Origin of the sequence: Streptomyces smyrnaeus (assembly GCF_017676345.1) — a bacterium.
Taxonomy (GTDB): domain Bacteria; phylum Actinomycetota; class Actinomycetes; order Streptomycetales; family Streptomycetaceae; genus Streptomyces; species Streptomyces smyrnaeus.
Map to the genome: position 1 here is coordinate 113,278 of NZ_JAFFZM010000017.1, position 18,236 is coordinate 131,513.

Genomic DNA, 18,236 nt, shown 5'->3' on the forward strand with positions numbered 1-18,236 from the left:
CACCGCGCCGCCGCGCGGGTCCGCGCGCCCCGTTCGGGTCGCGCTCAGGCAGCGGCGCGCGGGGAGTGGGAGGCCTCCTGCTCGTCGCGCTCCTCCTCGATCTCCTCCCGCACCCGGCGGCAGGCCGCGGCCAGGAGGCGGGAGACGTGCATCTGGGAGACGCCCAGCCGGCGAGCGATCTGCGACTGGGTCAGCTCACGGAAGAAGCGCAGGTAGAGCAGGCGCTGCTCCCGTTCGGGGAGTCGGCACAGACAGGACCGGACCGCTTCGCGGTCGACCACGTGGTCGTAGCCGGTCTCGTCCGAGCTGAGGGTGTCCATCAGGCAGATCGCCCCGTCGCCGCTGCCGTCCCCCGCGCCTCCCGCCTCGGAGGAGACGGGCGCGTCCAAGGAGAGCGAGTTGAAGCACTGGAGCGCTTCCATGCCGGTGAGGATGTCCTCTTCGCTGAGGCCGCTGTGGGCCGCCAGCTCGGCCACGGTGGGTGACCGTCCGGAACAGGTCAACTCCAGTTCGCGCATGCTCGCACGGACCCGGTTGCGCAGGTCCTGGACACGGCGCGGGACGTGGATCTCCCACATGTTGTCCCGGAAGTGCCGCTTGAGCTCGCCGTAGATCGTCGGGATGGCGAAGGTCTCGAAGGCGTTGCCCCTGGCCGGGTCGTAGCGTTCGACGGACTTGACCAGGGCCAGCGCGGCGACCTGTTCGAGGTCTTCCAGCGACTCGCCGCGGTTGCGGAACTTGCGGGCGAGCCGGTGCGCCATCGGCAGCCAGGCCGTGACCACACAGTCCTGGAGCCGCTGCCGCTCGGGGCAGCCTTCGGGCAGCTTCACCAACTCGGCGAAGTCGGCGGCGGTGTCGGGTGCGTCGTGGCGGGTACGACGAGGGGCGTGGGACACGGTGCTGGTCCCCTCCGCGGCGGCCGCGGTGTCATCGGCGGCCTCCGCGGCGTATGGGGCGTCAGCGGCGTCAGGAGCGTCCGCCGCGCCCGGGGCGTCGCTGCCCTCGGTCGAGGTGGCAGGGGTGACGGTGTCCTCGGTGGTGCGGAACCGCGTGGTGTTCATGGGCTGCTCACTCCCACGTCTCACATGGGTGCTGTGTAAGACAGGCGAGAAGCGATCCCCCAGTCCGCTTCCGGACAGGATCCAAAGGTGGCGCCGCCGGGTCTTCAGCGGGCCCGATTTCACCGTGACACAAACCACGCCGCACGGCATCTTCGCAGGTCAGACTGTTTGCAGTGGGTGAGCGCACGGCGGACCCACCGTAGTCGCCGGCCCGGTGGGCGGCGTTTGCCGGTGATCGGGACGGGCACCCGGGCCTTCTGCGCGGCGGCCACCGGGCCGCCGCTCGCGACGCGTGTGTGGCGGCTGCGGAGGAGGAGCGTAATGGCGGTTCGACCGGGTGCGCCGTGCTGGGTCAGCCTGACGACCCACGACCGGCAGGCCACCGAGGAGTTCTACGGCGGGGCGCTGGGCTGGTCCTTCCAGGAGGGCGCCCTCGCCCCGGAGTTCCGCGTGGCCACGGCGGCGGGCCGGCCGGTGGCCGGGCTGAACGAGGCCGCGGCGGCGCGCGGGCTGCCCGTGCGCTGGACGGTGTTCTTCCTGGTGGAGGACGTGGACAAGGCCTCGGAACTGATGGCCGAGTGCGGCGGCACGGTGGCCGTCGGCCCGCTGGAGACCGGGAGCGGCCGGACGGTCGTGGGCTCCGATCCGTGCGGTGCGGCGTTCGGCCTGTGGCAGGGCGAGGCCCCCGCGGAGTGGAGCGCCGGTGCCGAGGACGCGCCGGTGGAGCTGTCGTTGCACACCTGCGAGCCGGACGCCGTGGCGGCCTTCTACAGCGCCGTGCTGGGCTGGCCGCCGGACGGCGCCCGGTGGCCGTACGCCGATCTGCGCGGCGGCGCGCGGCCTGGGGACGCCGATCCGGAGACCTGCCCGAGGTGGGAGATCGCCTTCCGGACGCCGAACCCCGACGAGACGGTGGCAGCCGCCGTCCGGCGGGGCGGCAGGGCCCTCTCCGCTCCCGGGGGCGCACAGGCCCGCCGGACCACCCTCGCCGACCCGCACGGGGCGCTGTTCACCGTCGTCGCCGCGTAGGGCTGTCCACCGGCTACAGCAGGCCGATGAGGTAGCCCACGAAGAAGACGAGGACGGCGGCGACGACGATCCCGATGAGTACGACCGGTACCGTGCTCCAGCCCTTGGTCGGGTTGTGGGTCTCGCGTGGGCCGGTCTCGGACAGGCCGCCCTCGGCGGGCGGGGTCTCGCCGGGCGGAACCTGGCCGCCCTCCTCCAGGCCGGTGGTCCGCTTCGGTTCAGGGTCAGGGTTGGCGTACGTCATACCTTCCGGGTGGACCTCGACGCACCCTCGTACACCTGGCAAGGCCCCGGATAGACTGTTCGGAGCTTCGATCGATTGTTGATATCTCGAACAGGAGGGGCCATGGGACGGCTCGTGCCCGCTGTGACCCGGGCGCTCGACATTCTGGAGCTGTTCCTGGAAGGGGACGGCACACTCTCGGCACCCGACATCGTGCGCAGGCTGCGCCTGCCCCGCACCACGGTGCACGAACTGGTCGGCACCCTGACCGCCCGCTCCTACCTGGTACCCGTCCCGGGCAAGGCGGGCCACTACCGGCTGGGGGTGCGCGCCTACCAGCTCGGCAGCCGGTACGCCGAACAGCTCGACCTCGCGGCCGAGGGGCAGCAGGTGGCCCGCTCGGTGGCCGAGACCTGCGAGGAGACGGTACATGTGGCGATCCTGGAGGACACCGACGTCATCTACGTCGCGAAGGTGGACTCCACCCAGGCGGTGCGCATGGTCTCGGCCGCCGGCCGGCGGCTGCCCGCCCACTGCACTGCGGTCGGCAAGATGCTGCTCGCCTCGCTGCCCGCCGAGGAACTCGCCGCCCGGATGCCGGACGACGCCGAGTTGCGCGCCATGACGTCCAACAGCATCACCGACCCCGCGACACTGCGCGAGGAACTGGCCCGGATCGCCGAGCGCGGGTTCGCCGTCGAGGAGAGCGAGTCCAACCCCGATGTCAGCTGTGTGGCCGCGCCCGTACGCGATCGCTCGGGCCGGGTGGTGGCGGCGCTGTCCATCTCCGTACCGTTGATCCGGTGGAGCGAGGAGCGCCGCGCCGAGCTGGCGGAGTTGGCGCGGCGCGGTGCGGTACGACTGTCCGAGAGACTGGGCCACAGGGGGCTGCGATGAGGGTGGAGACGGCACTGCGCGCGTCCGCCGAGCTGGGTGAGGGACCGACCTGGGACACCGCGGCCGGACGGCTGCTCTGGGTGGACATCCTCGCCTCCCGGGTCCATACCTTCGACCCGGCGACCGGCGACCGCACCGTGATGGCCACCGAACAGCATGTGGGCGCCGCCAAGCCGCGCGCGGGTGGCGGAGTCGTCGTCAATCTGCGCGACGGTGTCGGGCTGTACGAGGCGGACGGCCGCTTCTCCTGGCTGCGGCGCGATCCGGCGCCCGGCCGCCGCGGCAACGACGCGGCAGTCGCTCCCGACGGCGCGCTGTGGGCGGGCACGATGTACTACGACGAGACGCCCGGCGGCGGCTCGCTGGTGCGGCTCGCCCCGGACGGCACCGCCACTACCGCCCTCGACGAGGTCACCGTCTCCAACGGCACCGGCTGGAGCCCGGACGGGACGCTGATGTACTACGTCGACACTCCTACGCGGCGTATCGATGTCTTCGACGTCCGCGACGGCGGCGCCGTCGTCGCCGACCGGCGCCCGCTGGTCTCGGTCGAGGAGGGCGCCGGATTCCCGGACGGGCTGACCGTGGACGCGGACGGCTGCGTGTGGGTGGCCCTGTGGGACGGCGCCGCGGTGCGGCGCTACACCCCGGAGGGGGTGCTGGACCGGGTGGTCCCCGTTCCCGTCCGGCGGCCCACGGCGTGTGCGTTCGGCGGCGCGGGGCTCGGTGATCTGTACATCACCACGGCCCGCGTGGGCCTTGCGGCCCCCACCCCCCAGGACGGCTCCCTCCTGGTCCTGCCAGCAGCGGGCACGGGGCTGGCACAACCCCCCTTCGCGGGCTGACACCGACGCCCCGACGGGGGCCCGCGCCCCGAAGGGGCGCGGGGAACTGCGCGCCCAGCCACAAACGACCGGCAGACCGCAACGCACAACCAGGGGCAGCCCCTCCCCGGCGAAAGCCGAATATGAAGGGGCTGCCCCTCATGCGGGACAACTGCCGGTCAACGACCGGCCTTGCGCTTGTTCCAGACGTCGAAGCCGACGGCGGCGAGCAGCACCAGACCCTTGATGACCTGCTGGTAGTCGGTGCCGATGCCGACCAGGGACATACCGTTGTTGAGGACACCCAGCACGAGACCGCCGATGACGGCGCCCATCACGGTGCCGACGCCGCCGCTCATGGAGGCGCCACCGATGAAGGAGGCGGCGATGGCCTCCAACTCGAAGTTGAGGCCCGCCTGCGGGGTGCCCGCGTTCAGCCGCGCCGCGTAGACACAGCCGGCCAGCGCTGCAAGCACGCCCATGTTGACGAAGACCAGGAAGGTGACGCGCTGGTCCTTGACTCCGGAGAGCTTGGCCGCGGCCTTGTTGCCGCCCAGCGCGTAGACGTGGCGGCCGACGACGGCGTTGCGCATCACATAGCCGAGCCCGATCAGCAGGCCGCACATCACCAGCATGACGACCGGGACGCCGTGGAAGCTGGCGAGGGTCAGGGTGAAGGCGACCACGGCGGCGACCAGGGCCACGCACTTGGCGATCCACAGCCCGGTGGGCAGCACCTCCAGCTCGTAGGCCAACTGCCGTTTGCGGTCCCGGCGTTCGCGCAGCAGCAGGAAGACGATGGCGACCAGGCCGATCACCAGCGTGGGGTTGTGGTACTGCGTGTAGGGGCCCATCTCGGGGATGAAGCCCTTGGCGAGGTTCTGGAAGCCGGACGGGAAGGGGGACAGCGACTGGCCCTCCAGCACGATCTGCGTCAGACCGCGGAAGAGCAGCATCCCGGCCAGCGTCACGATGAAGGACGGGATGCCGACATAGGCGATGAAGAAGCCCTGCCAGGCCCCGGCGACCGCGCCGATCAGCAGCGAGAGCACCAGCGCCAGCACCCATGGCATGTCGTGTTTGACCATCATCACCGCGGACATCGCACCGACGAAGGCCACCAGTGAGCCGACGGACAGATCGATGTGACCGGCGATGATGACGATCATCATGCCCATGGCCAGGATGAGGATGTAGCCGTTCTGCTGGATCAGATTGGAGACGTTGTTCGGCAGCAGCAGCGTGCCGTCCGTCCATATCTGGAACAGCACGATGATGAAGACGAGCGCGGTGAGCATGCCGTACTGCCGCATATGGCCGCGCATGTTCTCCAGCAGCACGGCTCCCGCCGACCGTACGGCGGCCTGCACCGGGGGCGGTGCGTCCTCGGGTGGCGTGGGCGAGGTGGGCTTGGTCGTGGTGGTCATGGCGGGCCTCAGCTTCTGTTCCGGGTCATGTGGCGCATCAGGACTTCCTGGGTGGCGTCCGCACGGTCGATCTCGGCGGTGAGGCGGCCCTCGGCCATGGTGTAGATGCGGTCGCACATCCCCAGCAGCTCGGGCAGTTCGGAGGAGATGAACAGCACGGCCTTCCCCTGCGCGGCGAGTTTGTCGATGACGGTGTAGATCTCGTACTTGGCGCCCACGTCGATGCCCCGGGTCGGCTCGTCGAGGATCAGCACCTCGGGGTCGGCGTGGATCCACTTGCTGAGCACGACCTTCTGCTGGTTGCCGCCGGAGAGCCGGCCGGTCTGCTCGTGGACCGTGGGGGCCTTGATGTTCATGGACTTGCGGTAGCGCTCGGCGACCGAGCTCTCCCGGTGCTCGTCCACCACGCCGTACCGCGCCAGCTCCGACAGCGAGGCCAGCGAGACGTTGCGGTTGATGGTGTCGAGGAGGTTGAGCCCGTACTGCTTGCGGTCCTCGGTGACATAGGCGATGCCCGCGTCGATCGCCGCCGGCACCGTCCTGGTGCGTACCTCGCGGCCCGCGACCCGCACGGTGCCGGACTCGTAGCGCCCGTAGGAGCGGCCGAAGACGGACATGGCCAACTCGGTACGGCCGGCGCCCATCAGCCCGGCGATGCCCACGATCTCGCCCCGGCGCACCGTCAGCGAGGCGTCGTCGACGACCTTGCGCTGCTGGTCGACGGGGTGCCGGACCGTCCACCCGGACACCTCCAGGGCCGTGCTGTGCTCGCCCTCGAAGGGAGTGCGGTCGGGGAAGCGGTGGTCGAGATCGCGGCCGACCATGCCGCGGATGATGCGGTCCTCGGACAGCTCGGGAGTGTCGCCCGGGTGCTCCCGTACGGTCAGCGTCTCGATGGTGCGCCCGTCGCGCAGGATGGTGACGGTGTCGGCGATGCGCCGGATCTCGCCCAGCTTGTGGGAGATGACGATGCTGGCGATGCCCTGCTCGCGCAGCTCCAGGATCAGGTCCAGGAGGGTGGCGCTGTCCTCGTCGTTGAGCGCCGCGGTGGGCTCGTCCAGGATCAGCAGCTTCACCTCCTTGGACAGCGCCTTGGCGATCTCCACCAGCTGCTGCTTGCCGACGCCGATGTCGGCCACCGGGGTCTGCGGGTTCTCCCGCAGACCCACCCGGCGCAGCAGCTGGGCCGCCCGCCGCATGGTGGCGTTCCAGTCCACCAGGCCGCGCGCGCTGCCGCGCTGTTCGTTGCCGAGGAAGATGTTCTCGGCGATGGACAGGAACGGCACCAGTGCCAGCTCCTGGTGGATGATGACGATGCCGCGCTGCTCGCTGGCGCGGATGTCCTTGAAGGCCACCGGCTCGCCCTGGAAGAGGATCTCCCCCTCGTAGCTGCCGTGCGGGTGGACGCCGCTGAGCACCTTCATCAGCGTCGACTTCCCGGCGCCGTTCTCCCCGCAGATGGCGTGGACCTCACCGGGGCGCACGGTCAGGTTGACGTCGCTGAGCGCCTTGACACCGGGGAAGGTCTTGGTGATGCCCCGCATTTCGAGGACGGGGCGCTCCCGCTCCGCGCCGTCGGAGCCGGCGGCGCCGCTCGCGCTGTCGACTGCCGGGCTCACTTGAGCTGCCCCTTGGTGAAGTAGCCCTCATCGATGAGGAGCTGGGTGTTCGTCTTGTCGACGGAGACGGGCTTGAGCAGGTAGGCGGGGACGACCTTCTTGCCGTTGTCGTAGTCGGTGGTGTTGTTGACCTCCACCTTCTTGCCGGTCAGTACGGCGTCGCCCATCTGCACGGCCTGCTTGGCGAGTTTACGGGTGTCCTTGAAGACGGTCTGGGTCTGCTGTCCGGCGACGATGGACTTGACCGAGGCCAGCTCGGCGTCCTGCCCGGTGACGATGGGCAGCGGGTGGCGCTTGCTGCCGTAGCCGGCGCTCTTGAGCGCGGAGATGATGCCGATGGAGATGCCGTCGTAGGGCGAGAGCACCGCGTCCACGTCGGTGCTGCCGTAGTTCTTGCTGATCAGGTCGTCCATGCGCTTTTGCGCCGTGCCGCCGTCCCAGCGCAGCGTGGTGGCCTGGTTCATCTTCGTCTGCTTGCTGCGCACGACGAGCTGGCCGGACTTCATGAAGGGCCGAAGCTTCTTCATGGCGCCGTTCCAGAAGTACTTGGTGTTGTTGTCGTCGGGCGAGCCCGCGAACAGCTCGATGTTGTAGTGCTTGTCCGCGCTCTTGTCCGGCTTCTTCAGCTTGAGCCGGTCGAGGATGTACTGGCCCTGCAGTTCGCCGACGCGCTCGTTGTCGAAGGACGCGTAGTAGTCGACGTTCTTGGTGCCGAGGATGAGCCGGTCGTAGGAGATGACCGGGATGTTGGCGTCGGCGGCCCGCTTGAGGACATTGGTGAGGGCTGAGCCGTCGATGGCGGCGATGACCAGCAGCCGGTGCCCCTTGGTGATCATGTTCTCGATCTGGGCGACCTGGTTCTCCACCTTGTCGTCCCCGTACTGCAGGTCGGTCTTGTACCCGGCCTTGCGGAACTGCTTGGCCATGTTCTTGCCGTCGGCTATCCACCGCTCGGACGACTTGGTGGGCATGGCCAGGCCGATGGTGCCGCCCTTGCCCTTGTCGGGCTGGTAGCGGCTGCCGCCGCGGGCCTCCTGACCGCAGGAGGTCAGTGCGGCGGTGAGCGCGGCGGCCAGCACCGCCGACGCGGCGATACGGCATCTGCGGGTGCGCATGTCAGTTCCCTCCAGGCTCGGTGTGCTCGAAGCGGTGCAGCGTGCCCGGCAGTCGGGAGCCGAGCGGGGACATCCCGCCCTCGGCGCCGTGCCGGGCCAGCAGATCCAGCGCGAGCCGCCCGCGGCGCACCCGCTCCCGCGCCGTGTCCAGCACGGTGTCGCGCATGTGCCGTCCGGACGGGTAGAGGCCGGGGGCCTTGGCCAGCCCGAATTTGAGATAGAGCGGGGCGCCGCGCCGGATCAGCTCGGCCAGCTCGTACATCCGCACATAGCCGCCGAGGTCGTCGGGCGCCTCGATGTACATGTCCATGGGGGCCGCGCTGACCCGTCGGATCTCGGTGAGGTGGTCGAGCGTCAGATCGCTGGGCACATTCAGCGAGTCGGCGCCGAGCCGCTCGTAGACGGCGTACGAGGCGGGGTTGACCGGGCCGATCAGCGCGGACACCTTGAGCGTGGTGTCGGCGGGCAGGATGCCGGTGGCGCGCGCCCGGTGCAGCGTCCACAGCACGCCCTCGTCGGCGACGAGCAGGCAGCGCACGCCCAGTTCGGTGGCGCGCACCGCGTCCTCCACACAGCCGGCGAGCGCGCTGTGGCCGCGCGCCCGCAGCCCGCCGCCGCCGGAGTCGGTGCGGGTGGCGGCGCCGGTGTCCCAGGTGCCGCGCGGACCGGTGAACAGGCACAGCTCGATGTCCCGTTCGGCACACGCCTCGACCATCTCGGTGATCTCGGCGTCGGTGAGCATCCAGATGCCGCTGCCCTGGCTGATGCGGTGCAGCGGTACATCGAGCCGTGCGGACTCCTTGAGGACGACGGCCAGCGCCTCGGGCCCCTCGCAGGAGGGCACCTCGGTGCGCCAGCGGCCGCCGTCGGGGAAGGTGTGCGGGGAGGCGTCGGCGGGCTCGGGCCGGGGTACGGCCAGCTCCAGCGCGCTGAGCGCGGGTTCGCCGGGGAGGCGGGGGGTGGTGCTGGTGGTCACAGGGCTCCTTCGGTACGGGACAGAGGCCACGCGGGGGGCGGGGTTCAGGGGTGCAGCAGGACCTTGCCGACGGCGGGATCACCATCCGCGACGAGCGCGAGGGCCTTCTCGAACTCGGCCAGCGGCAGCCGGTGGGTGACCAGCGGCAGCGGGTCCAGCAGCCCGGCGGCGAAGGTGCGCACCGCGTGTGCCCAGGCGGCGGGCGGGGCCCCGAAGACGGTGTCCACCCGCAGCTGGCCGAAGACCAGCGCGGCGGGGTCGAGCTCGGTGGCTCCGGCCGGCGGAATGCCGGTCAGTACCAGCCGTCCGCCGCGCCGCAGCAGTCCGGCGGCCTGCCGGGCGGCTCCGGGCGCGCCCGCCGCCTCGACGACGGTGTCGTAGCCGCCGAGTCCCTCGGTCTCCCGGTGGTGGCGGTAGGCGGTGGCGCCGAACCCGGCGGCGAGCGACGCGCGCTCCGGGCGGGCGCCGACCAACAGCAGCTCGGCGGGTGAGCCCAGCGCCAGCAGCTGGACGGCGAGCATCCCCAGCGTTCCGTCGCCGACGACGGCCACCCGGTCACCGGGGCGTACCCGGGCCCGGAGCGCGGCTGCCGCGACACAGGCCGCGGGCTCCAGCAGCGCGGCGGCCGTCAGGTCCGCCTCGTCGGGCAGCGGGTGCAGCAGGCGGGCCGGGAGGGTGAGGGTGGGGGCCATGGCACCCGGCTCGGTGAAACCGGTCTCGGCGTATCCGGCGGTGCACAGCGTGGTGTCACCGGTGTGGCAGCGTTCGCACACCTGGCAGTTGCGGAACCCCTCCCCCACCACCTTGCGCCCCACCACGGCCTCCGGCACCCCGTCGCCGGCCTCGACGACCGTGCCCGACCACTCGTGGCCGGGCGTGACGGGGTAACGGGCGTACGGTGCCGGGCGGTTGCCCTGGTACAGCTCCCGGTCGCTGCCGCAGATCCCGGCCGCGTGGATGCGCACCAGTGCCTCTCCGGGGCCGGGCGGGCGCGGGGTGTGCGGAGCGAGGCGGGCGGCGCCGGGCCCGTCCAGTACGACGGCAGGGCCGGCCGATTCCGTGCCGTCCGGGGCCGCGTTCACCGGTTGCCGCCGTCGGGGTTGCGGGTCTCCCAGCCCTCGGCCCACAGGTCGAAGTGGGCGCGCTGCTGCGGGAACTCGGCCGCCGCGTCGGTGTCCAGCTCGACGCCCAGGCCCGGTGCGTCGGAGAGGGTGAAGCAGCCGGTCTCGGGGTCGACCTGGGGCGCACCCTTGACGACCTTCTTGATCTCGGCGTCGGCGAAGTCGTTGAAGTGCTCCAGCACCTTGAAGTTGGGCGTCGCGAAGCCCACCTGGAGGCTGGCGGCGGTCAGTACGGGGCCGCCGACGTTGTGCGGGGCCACGAGCATGTAGTGGGTCTCGGCGGTGGCCGCGAGCTTGCGGGTCTCGGCGATGCCGCCGAGGTGGCCGAGGTCGGGCTGGAGGATGTCGGCCGCCTGGCTCTCGAACAGCTCCCGGAACTCGATCCGGTCGTGGATGCGCTCCCCCGTCGCCACCGGGATGTCCACCTTGTCGGCGACCTTGGCGAGGGCCTTGAGGTTCTCCGGCGGCACCGGCTCCTCCAGCCATGCGGGCCGGAACGGCGCCATCTCGTGGGCGAGCCGCACGGCGGTGGCGGGCGCGAAGCGGCCGTGCATCTCCAGCATCAGTTCCGCCTCGGGGCCGATGGCGTCCCGCACCGCCTCGATGAGGGAGACCGCGTAGCGGGTGTCCTCGTGGGAGAGCTCCAGGTGCCCGGTGCCGAACGGGTCGATCTTCAGCGCGCGGTAGCCGCGGGCCATGACGTCCTTGGCGGCCTGGTGGTAGGCCTCGGGGGTGCGCTCGGTGGTGTACCAGCCGTTGGCGTACGCCTTGACGGTGTCGGTGACGTTGCCGCCCAGCAGCTGCCAGACGGGTACGCCCAGCGCCTTGCCCTTGATGTCCCAGCAGGCCATCTCCACACAGGCGATGCCGGACATCACGATCTCGCCCGCGCGCCCGTAGTCCCCGTACTTCATCCGCCGTACGAGGTCCTCCGTACGGAACGGGTCGGAACCGGTGATGTGGTTGGCCTCCGCCTCCCGCAGATAGCCGAGCAGCGCGTCGGTGTGGCCCAGCATCCGGGTCTCGCCGACACCGGTGAGTCCTTCGTCGGTGTGGACCTGGACATAGGTGAGGTTCCGCCAAGGCGTCCCGACCACGTGGGTGCTGATACCGGTGATGCGCACGAGAGCCGCTCCTGTGAAGTCGTTCGCTACGTTCGATATTTCGTCACGCGTTCGAAATAGCGATGTGACACTAAGGAGGGGCGAGAGGGGTGTCAATGGTCGCGACGCGCTTTTCTGTGCGAGTCGTTGGTGGGCACTGATCGACCTTGTTGCCCCGTGTCAGGGGAACCTTATTGCCCGGCGTCAGCGGCGGGGAGTGATCCTGCTGTGAATCCGGTAGCGGTGCGGCTCCAGATCGTCGTCCGGCGGCCGCAGCCGGACGGTCACCGGCCCCGCGAAGCTGAAGTGCCGCTCGGCGGCGTGCCGTCGCACCTCGGACGCGAGCCGCGCACCGACCGCGCCGGCCTCGCCCGCCAGCCGCGCATAGCTGTCGGCCGGCAGTTCCAGCTCGAAGGCGTTGGGCACCACGGTGCGATCCCGGCCCACGATCACCGCCTTGGCGTCGCACTCGCGGCGCAGCACCTCGAGCACCTCGACCGGCTCACCGGGCCCACGGGCAAACAGGCGCCACAGGGAGCCGGAGAAGCGCTCCATCCTGCCTTCGACGTCATGGAAGAACTTCATCGCTCCCCGCTTCCCGCCCCACGCGGTAAGCATGTCCCCCCGAACGGGTGGCGCTTGCCGGGAGCGGGTGCGGGGGCCATCCACCGGTGCCCGGTCAGGAGGCGGGCGGCGCCCAGCCGTTGGGGCAGGAGCGGGCCCGGGAGCCGTAGACGTAGTCGACGAAGTTGCGCAGTTCCTCCCGCCACAGCCGCATCTCGTGCCCGCCGGGCCCGGTGCAGTAGCGGTGGGCGACCCCGCGACTGCGGAGCGGACGGTGGAGATCCTCGTTCCAGCCGTGGATGTCGGCCTCGCCCGTCCCCGCGTACAGGGCGAGCCGGCCGTCGTAGGCCGTGTACGACGCCTCGCTCCCGGCGACCTGTACCGGATTGAAGGCGGCCCAGCCCGAGGAGGGGCCGAAGACCGTGCTCATCCGGTAGGACGTGCTGCCGGTGACCCGGTACTTCCCGTCGAGCAGTCCGGTCCAGGAGAAGGCCGCACCGTAGAACCACAGGGAGTCGCCGACGGTCTGCTGGGCGGCGGCGGGCCGGATGTCCGTACCGCCGGAGAAGGCGCCGACGGCGGAGAAGAGATCCGGATGCGCCGCCGCGTACTTCAGCGCGCCCAGCCCGCCCATCGAGGCACCGGCCACCGCCCGCCCCGAACGGTCGGTCCGCGTCGCGAAGTTGGCGTCCACCCACGGCAGCAGCCGGCGGATGTGGAAGGTCTCCCACCGGGGGGCGAAGTTGCCGTCCGTATGCCCCTGCCAGTCGCTGTACCAGCCCGCCTTACCGCCCTCCGGCATGACGACGATGCCGTTGAACGCGGTCCCCCGCAGGGTTTCGACGATGTCGCCGCCGTCCGGCTTCGACCACTGCTCGACATCGGCCGCCCCACCGTGCAGCAGATACAGCACCGGGTACTGCTGGCGCGGGTCGTAGTCGGCGGGCAGCAGGATGCGGGCCTTCACCGGCTTGCGCACCGGGTCGATGGAGGGAGCGCCCGGGCCGGCCGGGCGGAAGATCGCGTCGGTGAGGAAGGTCGCCTCACCCAGCCGCCCGCCGAAGCCGGGCACCTCGCGCCAGGATCGGAGCGCCAGCCCGTGCGAGTCGGGAGCCGGGAGCGCGGGCAGCACGCTCGCCCTGGCCGCCGCCTCACCGGTTGCCTGCGCGGGGGCGGCACCGGCCGCGAGCGGAGCGAGCGCGAGCAGCCCGGCCAGCAGGCATACGCGTACGGACCGGCGTGAGGCCCTGCGTACGGAACCGGGTGCGGGTCCGGGTACGGGTACGGATCTGGGTGCTGGTCCGGCTGGTCCGGGTACGGATCTGGATGCGGAGCTCTTCTCGGGTGGCCGCATGGCCCCTCCCCTGTTCGCCAGTGCTCGACAGATGTGCCGCTGACGAGGGGAACGTAGGTCTCCGTGCGCCCAAGGGGCATCCAGCAGCCGGTTGGTCCCGCACGGCGCCGACCGGCACCAGCGAGGTAGCGGGCCGACCGCCCTCCAACCAGCACGGTATTGCGTGCCACCGGCCCTGGGGCTCGGAGGGGCGCGGACAGGCCCGGAGGAGCCCGGAACGGCCCGGAGAGGCGCGGAGGGGTGCGGAGGCACAGCCCCCGCCCACCTCCTCCGTCAGCTGCGGTGGGACTCGGTGTGCAGCCCGAGTGCCTGTGCCAGCTCCTGCACGTTGGTGAAGCGCTGGTCGGCGGGGAGCCCCTCGGCCATCTCCAGGAGCCGGTCAGGGGCGTGCTCGGCGCGCAGCGCGTCCAGCACCTCCTCGCGCCCGGTCGGGTACAGATGCCGGCCCAGGTACTGCGCGATCTCGGAGCGCAGCTCGACGTCGCGCGAGGTCATCCCGTCCGGGGTGCCTCCGGTGCGCAGGGCCTGCGGGTCCCGGTAGGGCTCGGGCTGGTCCTCGCCCGAGGGCTCCATCTCCCGCGCCTCCTCGCGGTTGGAGCGCAGATCGCCGCGCAGCCGCTTCTTGGCCTCGTCGTCCTGGATCGGTCCGTTCTTGTCGTTCTCCTGCATGGTGTGCTCCTTACGTGCTGAGCAGACAGAAGGAGGCGCCCTTGGGGTCACGGAGCGTCGCCGTCCGCCCCAGGGGGCCCTCCCGGGGCGGGGTGGCGACCGTGCCGCCCTCCCGTTCCACGGCGCTCACCGCCGCGTCAAGATCGGGTACCCGGAAGTACGGCTCCCATCGCGGCCGGATGCCCGGATCGGGCGGCGACTCCAGCGCGCCACCGCGCAACCCGGCCACCGGGTGGCCGTCCACCCGGACGACGATCTCGTCGTACTGCTCCTCATAGGTGACCCCATGGCTCGGATCCTCCATCCAGTCGAAGATCTCGCCGTAGAAGACCGCGGCGGCGAAGGCGTCGGAGGTGTGCAGCTGGAGCCAGGCGGGGGCGGGACCCGAGCCGACCCACCAGGAGGCGGGCCCGTCGCCCTGCCACAGCCCGAACGGCGCGCCCCACCGGTCGGCCGCGATGACGGAACGGCCGCCACCCGTCCGCAGGGGGCCCACCGCCACGGTGGCACCCCGCTCGGAGATCCGCTCCGCGACCACGTCGGCGTCCTCGACATGGAAGTACACCGTCCAGCGCTCGGCCTCGGGGCCCGCGCCCGCGGTCAGCTGGTTGATCCCGGCCACCGGCTGGCCGTCCACCGTGGCGATCCGCGCGTCGGGGCCCGCGTCCGAGGAGACGAACGTCCAGCTCAGCACCGGTCCGTAGAAGTCTTCGGCGGCCCGTTGATCGGGGGCCATCAGACTCACCCAGCAGGGCACTCCGCCGACCGAAGCCATGTGTCCGCCTTCCCGCCGCGTGGCGACATCGTGCGTGCTCCACTCAGGGTACATAGCGGCGCGTACCTGGCATAACGGACAGCGGCCTGACGGACACCGGGCCGGACCGGTCCGAACGGCTCAGACACCGCCGGGGGCGCTCGCGGACCGGCCCACACGGTGGGGGAGCAGCAGCCGGGCGGCGCCGGCCTGGACGGCGTACCGGCCGGCCAGGCGGGCGGTCAGCAGATACGGCGCGTCGGCGGTCGGCACCTGGTGGAGGTGGGTCGCTTCCGACAGCAGCAGATCGGCGTCGCGGGCCAGCCGCGGGATGTCGGGGCTCGGCCCCATGTCACCGGTGTAGGCGAGCACGGCCTCCGGCGTGCTCAACCGGAGGCCGGCGTTGGGCACGAAGTGCGGCAGCAGCCAGGTGTCGGTCACGAACGGGCCGATCTCGAACCGGTCGCCCCGGCCACCCCCGACGAACAGCTGTTTTCCCGGGCGACGGCCGACGCGGCCGGGGCCCCGACGCGTGAGCGCCCGCCCTCAGCGCCGCAGCCGGAAGGTGGCGATCTCCCACGGCCGCAGCGGCACCGTGACGGCCCCGCCTGACACCGCCGACGGCTCACCCTGCTCGACCGGCCGGCCCAGCAGATCGCACCGTACGGCGGCGCGCAGCCCGGGCAGCGCGAGCCGGACGGCCGCCGGGTGCGGGGACTGGGCGACGACCCGTACCTCCAGCTGCCCTTCCCGCTGCCGTACCGAGCTGAGGACGACGCCCTCGCCCGCGACGGACAGTCCCTCGGCCGCGTCGGGCAGCGGGGTGGCGGCGGGGGCGGTACCGTGCAGAGCGGCGAGCGGATGGCGGAAGGACTCGGCAGCCGAGTGCACCCCGCTGCGGTGCCACTCACCCGGATACGGCAGCAGCCCGAAGGTCACCGTGCGCAGCCCCCGGCACTGGGCCTGCGGAGTGGCGAACTCGCCGCCGGCGGGCTCGTCGCGCCACACATGCCGGTTGCGGGACATCCGCCCGGTGGGCCGCAGCAGCGTCAGGGCCAACTCGGTGCCGCCACCGACCAGTTCGTACTCGGTGGCGTGCTCCAGCAGCACGGCGGCGCCACCGGCCGCGACGAAGGCGGAGGCGGGAAACGTCGGCAGCGGCTCCTCGCCGAAGCCGCCCTCGGCGGTCAGGCCCCGCTCGACGACGGCGAACTGACCCTCGCCGTAGGAGGCTTCGGCCCGGCGGGGCAGCGGGATGTGCAGCCGGACCCGGTGGTCGTCGCTGCGGTTGTCGAACCGGACCGCCAGCCGCACGAACCGCTCCCCGGCCCGCAGTTCGACGCGCGTGGTCACCGTCGTCGGCTCGCTGCCGACCAAGCGGCCGTCACCGGCGAAGTCGCCGGCCACCAGCCAGGCGTAGCGCCGTTCGACCTCGTACGCGCCGGTCAGCGGCCCCTCGGCGACCCGGCGGACGGTGACCTCCTGCGGCCGGTCCACCAGGACGTCATGAGCGGGCGGGGCGTAGTTGTAGGTGTCGCCCAGGTCGCCGCCGTCCACCACCCGGCCGGCGCCGGCCAGTTCCACCCCCTCCGCGGTCCGTACGGCGAAGGTGCCGTCCTCGGCGAGCTCCACGGTGAGCAGGCCGTTGGCCAGTACGCCGTCCGCGGCGGTGACCGGGTGCGCGGGGCCGGGCGTCGCGGGGGCATCCGAGGGCCGGAAGCCGGGCACGGCGCGCACGGCGGTGCGGCCCAGCGCCGGTACGGAGACCAGCGCGGCGACCCGCTGCCGCGGCTCCGCCTCGATGACCACCCGCCAGTCGCCTTCGGTGTCCCCGGCGGCCTGCCCTTCGCCGCCGTGCCCGTCACCGTGCCCGCCGCCCTCCTCGGCCCCGGACCGGGCCGCGGCCAGCGCGGCCTCGACCTCGGCGATGTCGAAGGGCAGCTCGCTCTTGCGGGCGACGGTGAAGTGCAGCAGCCGCCGGGCGGGATCGACACGCCAGCCGGTGATCTCCTGGCCGTACAGCTCGCTGCCGTGGACGCGGGCCAGTACGACGGGCAGTCGGCGGGCGGGGACGGTGTCGTCGGCCAGCAGCCGGGGGGCGGTGGCGACGGGCTGCGCCGGGAAGACGCTGCCGTCGGCCGCGACGAGGTGGACCGGGCCTTCCCCGGCGACATCCAGCTCCACCAGCTCGGTGCGCGGCGCGGGCGTCGGATTGAGCAGCAGATGCGCGTCGTGCGGAACGTGCGAGGCGAGCTGTCCGCCGACCATGTCGCGTACGGCCAGGCCCAGTTGCTCGGCCTCGGCGATGCGCGCCGCGACCTGCTGCGCCGTCTCGTCGCAGCCGCATCCGGTGACCGAGTCGTGGCAGGAGACCTCGATGAGGCGCTGCCAGGCCAGCTCCAGGAAGCGCTGCGCCGAGCCGTCGAACCAGAGCGCGGCCAGCGGCTCCGCGTACCGTTCCACGGCGCGTTCGGCGCGGGCCATGGCCTGCTTGAGCGGGGCGCGTGCCGACAAGACGCCGGGCAGGATGTTGGCCCGCGCATGGCTGCGCAGTTCACCGTGGACCGTGCGCAGGCCCGCGACATCGGTGGGCTGGGCGGCGAAGTACTCGGCCATGGTCGCCAGCCGCAGCCGCACCCCGCCCCGCGCGGCGTGCCGGCTGTTGTGGCGCTCCAGCAGATCGGCGAGGTCGGCGGCGGGCGCGGTGTGGTCCGAGCCGTACATCGCCAGCATCGGGGAGCCGTCCGGGCGCCACGGGCGGAGTTTCGCCGCGACGGCGCGGGCCCGTTCGGCGACCTTCTCGGGGTCGTCGAACAGTCCGGCGGCGCTGCCGTACCCGCCCGCGGCCAGATACTCGGTGCGGATGGCGGTGCCGTCGGGTGCCGTCCAGGCGAAGGCGTGGCTGTCCACGGCGGCCGGCACCCCACGCCACACGCAGGCGTGTTCGAGTCCGGCGCCGCGCAGGATCTGCGGCAGCTGCGCGCAGTGCCCGAACATGTCGGGCAGATAGCCGACGGGCAGCGCACCGCCCATCTCCTGGCTGCGGCGCAGCCCGGTCTCGAGGTTGCGGACGATGTTCTCGCCCGAGCACAGGAACTCGTCCAGCAGGATCTGCCAGGGTCCCACGGCGAGCCGGCCGGCCTTCACCAGCGCGGTCAGCCGCTCACGCTGCTCGGGGCGCACCTCCAGATAGTCGTCCACCGCGACGGCCTGCCCGTCGAGGGTGAAGCGTTGGCGCGGATCGTCGTCCATCCGCTCCAGCACCTCGTCCAGCAGCCCGATGAGCTGCAGACGGAACTGCTGGAAGGGCAGATACCACTCCCGGTCCCAGTGGGTGTGCGGCACGATGACGAGTTCGTCCGTGTGCGGCTGGGTGACGTCCATGTCGCTCATCCGGATGCTGCCTCTCCGTCACAGGGGTGCTGGTGGCGGGCCGCGCACACCGCGCCGGCGCGCCGCTCGGTGTGCGGGCCCTCGCCGGCGCCGCGCGCGGCCCCGGC

General features: G+C 72.0%; 17 protein-coding genes. 3 read left to right on the plus strand and 14 right to left on the minus strand.

Annotation, left to right across the window (positions count from 1 at the left end):
• Nucleotides 1-44: 44 nt before the first annotated feature.
• Nucleotides 45-1,061, minus strand: coding sequence for a SigB/SigF/SigG family RNA polymerase sigma factor (locus JW613_RS25835; protein WP_209213312.1), 1,017 nt, complete (start codon nt 1,059-1,061; stop codon nt 45-47).
• A gap of 321 nt (nt 1,062-1,382) precedes the next feature.
• Between JW613_RS25835 and JW613_RS25840 the strand changes: the two genes are divergently transcribed.
• Nucleotides 1,383-2,090, plus strand: a complete 708-nt coding sequence (locus JW613_RS25840) for a VOC family protein (protein WP_209213313.1) — start codon at nt 1,383-1,385, stop codon at nt 2,088-2,090.
• 13 nt (nt 2,091-2,103) lie between these two features.
• On the opposite strand, the gene JW613_RS25845 is transcribed toward JW613_RS25840, so the two are convergent.
• On the minus strand, nt 2,104-2,334 hold the full coding sequence (locus tag JW613_RS25845) for a DUF6480 family protein (RefSeq protein ID WP_209213314.1): 231 nt from the start codon (nt 2,332-2,334) through the stop codon (nt 2,104-2,106).
• 102 nt (nt 2,335-2,436) lie between these two features.
• Between JW613_RS25845 and JW613_RS25850 the strand changes: the two genes are divergently transcribed.
• Together JW613_RS25850 and JW613_RS25855 are read left to right on the plus strand one after the other, a co-directional pair.
• Entirely contained in the window at nt 2,437-3,210 is a 774-nt protein-coding gene (locus JW613_RS25850; RefSeq protein ID WP_209213315.1) for an IclR family transcriptional regulator, read from the plus strand.
• On the plus strand, nt 3,207-4,055 hold the full coding sequence (locus JW613_RS25855) for an SMP-30/gluconolactonase/LRE family protein (RefSeq protein WP_209213316.1): 849 nt from the start codon (nt 3,207-3,209) through the stop codon (nt 4,053-4,055). The genes JW613_RS25850 and JW613_RS25855 overlap by 4 nt, the downstream gene beginning before the upstream one ends.
• A 158-nt stretch (nt 4,056-4,213) precedes the next feature.
• Here JW613_RS25855 and mmsB read toward each other — a convergent pair whose 3' ends face one another.
• The 12 genes from mmsB to JW613_RS25915 all read right to left on the minus strand — a co-directional run bounded on the left by mmsB (nt 4,214) and on the right by JW613_RS25915 (nt 18,129).
• On the minus strand, nt 4,214-5,461 hold the full coding sequence (gene mmsB / locus JW613_RS25860; protein ID WP_180289575.1) for a multiple monosaccharide ABC transporter permease: 1,248 nt from the start codon (nt 5,459-5,461) through the stop codon (nt 4,214-4,216).
• 8 nt (nt 5,462-5,469) lie between these two features.
• Entirely contained in the window at nt 5,470-7,005 is a 1,536-nt protein-coding gene (gene mmsA, locus JW613_RS25865) for a multiple monosaccharide ABC transporter ATP-binding protein (RefSeq protein WP_209213394.1), read from the minus strand.
• A 71-nt stretch (nt 7,006-7,076) separates the two neighbouring features.
• A complete protein-coding gene (gene chvE / locus JW613_RS25870; RefSeq protein ID WP_209213317.1) occupies nt 7,077-8,195 on the minus strand; it encodes a multiple monosaccharide ABC transporter substrate-binding protein in 1,119 nt (372 codons plus the stop codon).
• A 1-nt stretch (nt 8,196) separates the two neighbouring features.
• Nucleotides 8,197-9,171, minus strand: a complete 975-nt coding sequence (locus JW613_RS25875; protein WP_185016410.1) for a hypothetical protein — start codon at nt 9,169-9,171, stop codon at nt 8,197-8,199.
• 44 nt (nt 9,172-9,215) lie between these two features.
• The gene (locus tag JW613_RS25880) at nt 9,216-10,253 is read right to left on the minus strand and encodes a zinc-dependent alcohol dehydrogenase (protein WP_209213318.1); all 1,038 of its coding nucleotides are present in this window, start codon (nt 10,251-10,253) and stop codon (nt 9,216-9,218) included.
• Nucleotides 10,250-11,416: a mandelate racemase/muconate lactonizing enzyme family protein gene (locus JW613_RS25885; protein WP_099879083.1), complete on the minus strand. Its 1,167-nt coding sequence runs from the start codon at nt 11,414-11,416 to the stop codon at nt 10,250-10,252. The genes JW613_RS25880 and JW613_RS25885 overlap by 4 nt, the downstream gene beginning before the upstream one ends.
• 183 nt (nt 11,417-11,599) lie before the next feature.
• Entirely contained in the window at nt 11,600-11,980 is a 381-nt protein-coding gene (locus JW613_RS25890; RefSeq protein WP_209213319.1) for a DUF3662 domain-containing protein, read from the minus strand.
• Between the two features lie 94 nt (nt 11,981-12,074).
• Complete coding sequence (locus JW613_RS25895) at nt 12,075-13,313, minus strand: alpha/beta hydrolase (protein WP_209213320.1); 1,239 nt, start codon at nt 13,311-13,313, stop codon at nt 12,075-12,077.
• Between the two features lie 273 nt (nt 13,314-13,586).
• Nucleotides 13,587-13,982, minus strand: a complete 396-nt coding sequence (locus JW613_RS25900; protein ID WP_209213321.1) for a DUF2795 domain-containing protein — start codon at nt 13,980-13,982, stop codon at nt 13,587-13,589.
• A gap of 10 nt (nt 13,983-13,992) precedes the next feature.
• Complete coding sequence (locus tag JW613_RS25905; RefSeq protein ID WP_209213322.1) at nt 13,993-14,757, minus strand: VOC family protein; 765 nt, start codon at nt 14,755-14,757, stop codon at nt 13,993-13,995.
• A 120-nt stretch (nt 14,758-14,877) separates the two neighbouring features.
• Complete coding sequence (locus JW613_RS25910; RefSeq protein ID WP_209213323.1) at nt 14,878-15,177, minus strand: MBL fold metallo-hydrolase; 300 nt, start codon at nt 15,175-15,177, stop codon at nt 14,878-14,880.
• Between the two features lie 105 nt (nt 15,178-15,282).
• On the minus strand, nt 15,283-18,129 hold the full coding sequence (locus JW613_RS25915; RefSeq protein ID WP_245226281.1) for a glycoside hydrolase family 38 N-terminal domain-containing protein: 2,847 nt from the start codon (nt 18,127-18,129) through the stop codon (nt 15,283-15,285).
• Nucleotides 18,130-18,236 lie beyond the last annotated feature (107 nt).

What these genes read in the sequence shown, in the direction of transcription:
- JW613_RS25835 (WP_209213312.1), bottom strand. Translation starts at nt 1,061, where the DNA reads ATGAACACCACGCGGTTCCGCACCACCGAGGACACCGTCACCCCTGCC.
- JW613_RS25840 (WP_209213313.1), top strand. Translation starts at nt 1,383, where the DNA reads ATGGCGGTTCGACCGGGTGCGCCGTGCTGGGTCAGCCTGACGACCCAC.
- JW613_RS25845 (WP_209213314.1), bottom strand. Translation starts at nt 2,334, where the DNA reads ATGACGTACGCCAACCCTGACCCTGAACCGAAGCGGACCACCGGCCTG.
- JW613_RS25850 (WP_209213315.1), top strand. Translation starts at nt 2,437, where the DNA reads ATGGGACGGCTCGTGCCCGCTGTGACCCGGGCGCTCGACATTCTGGAG.
- JW613_RS25855 (WP_209213316.1), top strand. Translation starts at nt 3,207, where the DNA reads ATGAGGGTGGAGACGGCACTGCGCGCGTCCGCCGAGCTGGGTGAGGGA.
- mmsB (WP_180289575.1), bottom strand. Translation starts at nt 5,461, where the DNA reads ATGACCACCACGACCAAGCCCACCTCGCCCACGCCACCCGAGGACGCA.
- mmsA (WP_209213394.1), bottom strand. Translation starts at nt 7,005, where the DNA reads ATGCGGGGCATCACCAAGACCTTCCCCGGTGTCAAGGCGCTCAGCGAC.
- chvE (WP_209213317.1), bottom strand. Translation starts at nt 8,195, where the DNA reads ATGCGCACCCGCAGATGCCGTATCGCCGCGTCGGCGGTGCTGGCCGCC.
- JW613_RS25890 (WP_209213319.1), bottom strand. Translation starts at nt 11,980, where the DNA reads ATGAAGTTCTTCCATGACGTCGAAGGCAGGATGGAGCGCTTCTCCGGC.
- JW613_RS25895 (WP_209213320.1), bottom strand. Translation starts at nt 13,313, where the DNA reads ATGCGGCCACCCGAGAAGAGCTCCGCATCCAGATCCGTACCCGGACCA.
- JW613_RS25900 (WP_209213321.1), bottom strand. Translation starts at nt 13,982, where the DNA reads ATGCAGGAGAACGACAAGAACGGACCGATCCAGGACGACGAGGCCAAG.
- JW613_RS25905 (WP_209213322.1), bottom strand. Translation starts at nt 14,757, where the DNA reads ATGGCTTCGGTCGGCGGAGTGCCCTGCTGGGTGAGTCTGATGGCCCCC.
- JW613_RS25915 (WP_245226281.1), bottom strand. Translation starts at nt 18,129, where the DNA reads ATGAGCGACATGGACGTCACCCAGCCGCACACGGACGAACTCGTCATC.